7 protein-coding genes are annotated in these 5,308 nt (G+C 70.7%); 6 read left to right on the top strand and 1 reads right to left on the bottom strand.

The annotated features are described in order from the left end of the window. The 3 genes from ABD369_RS39915 to ABD369_RS39905 all read left to right on the top strand — a co-directional run. Window positions 1-156 (top strand): ATP-binding protein (locus ABD369_RS39915; RefSeq protein ID WP_344641551.1); only part of this gene is annotated, 156 nt, incomplete at its 5' end. Between the two features lie 330 nt (window positions 157-486). Then, window positions 487-1,461, top strand: a complete 975-nt coding sequence (locus ABD369_RS39910) for an acyl-ACP desaturase (RefSeq protein WP_344641549.1) — start codon at window positions 487-489, stop codon at window positions 1,459-1,461. A 503-nt stretch (window positions 1,462-1,964) separates the two neighbouring features. Continuing rightward, window positions 1,965-2,261 (top strand): DUF4193 domain-containing protein, encoded by a 297-nt coding sequence (locus ABD369_RS39905; protein ID WP_344641548.1) that lies wholly within the window; start codon window positions 1,965-1,967, stop codon window positions 2,259-2,261. 210 nt (window positions 2,262-2,471) lie between these two features. On the opposite strand, the gene ABD369_RS39900 is transcribed toward ABD369_RS39905, so the two are convergent. Beyond that, entirely contained in the window at window positions 2,472-2,921 is a 450-nt protein-coding gene (locus ABD369_RS39900; RefSeq protein WP_344641547.1) for a DUF3093 domain-containing protein, read from the bottom strand. Between the two features lie 233 nt (window positions 2,922-3,154). Here ABD369_RS39900 and ABD369_RS39895 point away from each other — a divergent pair, with 233 nt between their 5' ends. The 3 genes from ABD369_RS39895 (at window position 3,155) to ABD369_RS39885 (ending at window position 5,081) form a co-directional block, all read left to right on the top strand. After that, window positions 3,155-3,733 (top strand): PaaI family thioesterase, encoded by a 579-nt coding sequence (locus ABD369_RS39895; RefSeq protein ID WP_344641550.1) that lies wholly within the window; start codon window positions 3,155-3,157, stop codon window positions 3,731-3,733. Beyond that, on the top strand, window positions 3,730-4,197 hold the full coding sequence (gene dut / locus ABD369_RS39890) for a dUTP diphosphatase (RefSeq protein ID WP_425557886.1): 468 nt from the start codon (window positions 3,730-3,732) through the stop codon (window positions 4,195-4,197). The genes ABD369_RS39895 and dut overlap by 4 nt, the downstream gene beginning before the upstream one ends. Window positions 4,198-4,394: 197 nt before the next feature. Further along, complete coding sequence (locus ABD369_RS39885) at window positions 4,395-5,081, top strand: DUF3710 domain-containing protein (RefSeq protein ID WP_425557887.1); 687 nt, start codon at window positions 4,395-4,397, stop codon at window positions 5,079-5,081. Window positions 5,082-5,308: the final 227 nt, after the last annotated feature.

Raw genomic sequence — 5,308 nt, 5'->3', positions numbered from 1 at the left:
CGGGTCAAGGGCGCCGACCGCACCCGCAGCGACAAGGGCGTCGGGCTCGGCCTGTCCATCGTCCGCTCGGTGGTCCGGGCGCACGGCGGCGCCATCGAGGCCACCGCACGCCCGGAAGGCGGCCTGACCATGCGGGTGCGGATCCCCGGCGCCTGAGAACCCCCTCAGGGCCGCTGAACGGCCCACCTGTGCCCACTCACGGGCCCGCACCCGACCCGGTCGGGTGCGGGCCCGCTCTGTTCCGTGCGCGGACCATCCGGTGCCGCCCCCCGCCAGGCCGCCGAAACGGCATAAGCCCTGGCTGGGGGCGGCTTGTCTTTTGCTGCCGATACAACTTACGGTTACGTAACCTACGGAGCCGTAGGTGAGGCGCCGCTGCCCGGTTCCGGCCGGTCCGCCCCGGTTGCGGCCCCGCCCGACACGAGGGGGCCCGCCCCGGTTCCCAGTGCGTCCCCCCGTCCCTGCCCGCCCCCAGGAGCACCAGTCGTGACCATCGCACCCGTGCAGCGCCCAGCCTCGAAGGCCTGGACCGACGCCAAGCTGATCCTCGCGCTGGAGGAGGTGGTGGAGACCGAGCTCAACCGCCACCTGAAGGCGGCCAAGGAGTGGATGCCGCACGAGTACGTGCCGTGGAGCCAGGGCCGCGACTTCGACGGCGTGCTCGGCGGCGACGCCTGGTCGATAGAGCAGTCGAAGATCACCCCGCTGGGTCGGATCGCGCTGGTCGTCAACCTGCTGACCGAGGACAACCTCCCCAGCTACCACCACGAGATCGCCACCATGTTCGGCCGCGAGGGCGCCTGGGGCACCTGGGTGCACCGTTGGACCGCCGAGGAGGGCCGGCACGGCATCGCGATCCGCGACTACCTGCTGGCCACCCGCGCAGTGGACCCGGTCGAGCTGGAGCGGGCCCGGATGTCGCACATGTCGGCGGGCTTCGAGTCCGACAACGCGCACAGCATGCTGCAGTCCGTCGCGTACGTGGCCTTCCAGGAGCTGGCCACCCGCATCTCGCACCGCAACACCGGCCACTTCGCCGGCGACCCGCTGGTCGACCAGCTGTTGGCGAAGATCGCCAACGACGAGAACCTGCACATGGTCTTCTACCGCAACCTGCTGAAGGCCGCCCTGCAGCTCGCTCCCGACCAGGCCATGCGGGCCATCGCCGACGTGGTCACGGACTTCCGGATGCCCGGCCACGGCATCCCCGGCTTCGAGCGCGCCGCCGCCCAGATCGCCATCGGCGGTGTGTACAACCTGCGGATCCACCACGACGACGTGCTGCAGCCTGTGCTGCGCCACCTCAAGGTGATGGAGGTCGACGGGCTGGGTCCCGAGGGCGCCCGGGCCCAGGAGGAGCTGGGGCTGTTCCTGGAGGGTCTGCACGCCCAGGCCGTGCGCTTCGAAGAGCGGCAGGCCGCCCTGCTGGCGCGCCGGGCGGCCAACGCCGGGCGCCGGTGACGTCCGCCGCCGTCCGGACATCCTCGGACGGCGGCGGGTCCGCCGCCGGGAAGGTGACACACGACGGGCGATTTTCCCGAATTTTGCCTGAAACGTCCCAGATGTGACCAAGCTCACACCCGAATGCGCGATATGATGACTTGATTGCTCAGCGTGATCGATGGATCCTCTGTCGACTCGACCGGCGACGGTCGGGAGGCGGCTGCGCGGAATTGCCGGCCGGTCGTCAACGCCCTTGACTGCAAGGAGAGTTGCCGACCATCCGGAGGTCCGTCGGGTGCGCGGTGCGGCAGCCGCACGGACCGCTTCGCGACGACCCCGCAGCGCTGGGTGAGAAGGCCGGAGCCGTACTCGATCACTCCAACGGGCCCGCTACTGGGTGTCGATTGAGTAACGGGGCTTGAAGTAAGGCACAATCTCCGCCTCGGGTCGGGCACAAGACCGGCCCCCCATGCGTTACGTGCGCTGGAGATACCGCACACACCCAGAGGGGGAGAGCGAAAATGGCTACGGACTACGACACCCCACGCAAGACCGATGACGACCTCAACGAGGACAGCATCGAAGAACTGAAGGCTCGGCGGAACGAGAAGTCGGGCGGCAGCGTCGACGTCGACGAGTTCGAGGCCGCCGAGGGCCTGGAGCTCCCGGGCGCCGACCTGTCGAACGAGGAGCTGTCGGTCCGCGTGCTTCCCCGGCAGGCCGACGAGTTCACCTGCATGAGCTGCTTCCTGGTGCACCACCGCAGCCAGCTCGCCGGTGAGAAGAACGGCCAGCCGATCTGCCGGGACTGCGAATAGGCACCATGCGGGCCTGCCCCGGGGCCGACGGCTTCCGTCGGCCCGGCGAACGCCCCATCCGGCCTCGTACACCCCGGCCGGAGGCAGAAACCGCGGTCCTCGACGCCGCACCGGCAGGAGTCTCCTGCGCACGACCCCTTCACCGGAGTACTGGGACGGTCCCGCGCCAGCGGAACCGTCCCTGCTCCGTTTCCGGGCCCGGAGCGCTGGTCAGCCCTGGGCGGCCTGGCGGGCCTTGGCCAGCGCTGCGGCCAGCCGCTCCGGCGAACGGGTCGAGAGGTAGACGTAAGGCGTCGGGTCGGCCGGATCCGTGATCTCGACCCGCAGCGCGGTCGGGACGTAGCTGCGCAGCAGCATGAAGGCACGCGGATCGGCCTTCACCCCGCGCCAGGCCACCGCCGCGTCCCGGTCCAGCGGATGGGCCTCGCCGAGCGCCTCGACCGGGATCCGGGCCTGCCCGGCGACCAGCGAGCCCTGCACCACGCGGATCCGCGCCGAGCCGTAGCCGCTCAGCGCCGCCGCGGCCGCCACGATGCCGACCACCAGTCCGATCAGGGCGGCCACCGCGCTGAAGCGCAGCGCGATGAGCGCGAGTGAGAGGCCGGTCGCGAGCGGAAGCAGCCACCACGAGCGGGGAACGGTGAGGCGTTCGTCGTACATGCCCCCATTGTGTGCGCCGGCCGCGGCCGGCCCGTCCCCGCCCCCGGCAACCCGCTCCGTCTTCCGCCGGCATCCCCGCTCTGACCTGGGCGTCCGGGATATCCGATTCGGCCGCCCGGAGTCGGCAACCTCCTGTCCGTCCTTACCTACTCGGCGGTAGGGTCGCGCGTGTGAACGGACCTGTCGTCTCCCCGCCCGCACCTCGGGGCTCCGGTGAGCCCGCCGCCGGTGCCATCGTCCTGTCGCCGACCACTCCGCCCGCCGACGCGGTCGTACCGCCCAGGGCCCCCGAGGCCCCGGCTCCGGGCGCCCCGCTCGGTTCGCACTACGACCACTGCTTCGGCTGCGGACCGCAGCATCCCCAGGGGCTCCAGCTGAGCGCGGTGGCGGGCGAGGGCCTGGAGGTCACGGCCCGCTTCACGGTCAAGCCCAGCCACCAGGGCGGCCCCGGGCTGGCCCACGGTGGCGTGCTCACCACGGCGATGGACGAGACGCTCGGCACGCTGAACTGGCTGCTGCACACCCCGGCCGTCACCGGGCGGCTGGAGACCGACTTCCTCCGTCCGGTCCCGGCCGACGCCGAGCTGTACATCCACGCCCGGATCACCGGCGTGCACGGCCGCAAGATCTACAGCGCCGCCGAAGGCCGGATCGGCGGCCCGGACGGACCGGTGGCGATCCGGGCTCAGGCACTCTTCATTCAGGTGAAGCTGGAACACTTCACCAAGCACGGCCGTCCCGAGGACATCAAGCAGGCCCTCGACGACGCCGATCTGTTGAAGCGCTCCAGAGCTTTCGAGGTGAACCCGTGAGCCCCACCGTCCGCCAGCCGGTAGACGTCCTGATTACCCGGCTCGACTCCGAGCTGCCGCTCCCGTCGTACGAGCACCCCGGTGACGCCGGTGCCGACCTGCGCACCACGGTGGACGCCGAACTGGCGCCCGGGGAGCGGATCCTGCTCCCGACCGGCATCGCCATCGCCCTCCCCGACGGTTACGCCGCCTTCGTGCACCCGCGTTCGGGGCTCGCAGCTCGTTGTGGTGTTGCGTTGGTGAACGCCCCAGGGACGGTCGATGCCGGGTACCGTGGTGAGGTCAAGGTGATCGTCGTCAATCTGGATCCGCGCGAGAAGGTCAGCTTCCGTCGCGGGGACCGGATCGCCCAGCTGGTCATCCAGCAGGTCGAGAAGGCGCGTTTCCACGAGGTGACGGAACTGCCCGGGTCGGCACGCGCCGAGGGCGGGTTCGGATCGACGGGTGGTCACGCCGCGGTCTAGCATGCCCGCGGCTCGCAGTAGCCGAGCAGGTATTCGCTTCGGTCTTGGACCGGGGTCTTGGACCGGGAAGGACAGTGACCGTGTTCCGTCGTCGCCAGAAGAGCGAGGACGCTGTCGAGCAGCTCGCCGACGATGCCATCAGCGCCGACGAGACGGCCGAGGGTGTCGAAGGTTCCGCCGACTCCGAGAGCGAGAACGTGACCGAGCAGGACCCGGCGGACCGGGTCGGCCTGCCGCCGGCTCCGCGCCCCGACGGACCCTGGGACATCTCCGAACTGGAGAACCCGCAGGAAGGCCGAGTCGACCTCGGCGGCCTGCTGGTCCCCGGTGTCGAGGGCATGGAGCTGCGGGTGGAGGTGGCCGGCGACGCGATCGTGGCCGCCACCCTGGTCCTCGGTAACAGCGCTATCCAGCTGCAGGCCTTCGCAGCCCCGAAGTCCGAGGGCATCTGGAGCGAGGTCCGCGAGGAGATCGCCACCGGCATCACCCAGCAGGGTGGCCTGGTGGAGGAGACCGAGGGCCCGCTGGGCTGGCACCTCCGCGCCCAAGTCCCCGTCCAGCTGCCCGACGGCACCCAGGGTGCCCAGCTGGTCCGGTTCGTCGGCTGTGACGGCCCGCGCTGGTTCCTGCGTGGCGTGATCTCCGGCCAGGCCGCGGTGCAGCCCGAGATGGCCGGGGTCCTCGAGCAGGTCTTCCGCCAGACCGTGGTCGTCCGCGGTGACGGGCCGATGGCTCCGCGCGACCCGATCGTGCTGAAGCTCCCCGAGGACGCCCAGATGGTCGCCGACGGCGGCCCCGGTGACACCGAGGGCGAGGGCTCCCGCTTCGGCGGTGCATCGCTCGACCCGTTCGCCCGCGGCCCGGAGATCACCGAGGTCCGCTGATCGTTGCTCGCGTCGTCCCCGCCCGGACCCCGGGCGGGGACGATTTGCTTGTCGGAGGCCGGGCCCGTAGAGTTCCGGAGTCGCACCGAGAGGGGCGGCAAAAAGCGAGTTCGATGGAATTTGGTCCGGTAAACGGAGCGGAAAACATCTGATAAGCTGGAAACACGAAAGAACGAAGCGCCCGGAGGTTCCGCTGGAAGGCGGTCCGAAGGAAGCGTCCGTTCCTT

The sequence above is a fragment of the Kitasatospora cystarginea genome, assembly GCF_039533515.1.
Taxonomy (GTDB): domain Bacteria; phylum Actinomycetota; class Actinomycetes; order Streptomycetales; family Streptomycetaceae; genus Kitasatospora; species Kitasatospora cystarginea.
The sequence above is the reverse complement of the archived record's forward strand: the minus strand, read 5'-3'. Positions and strand labels throughout refer to the sequence as shown.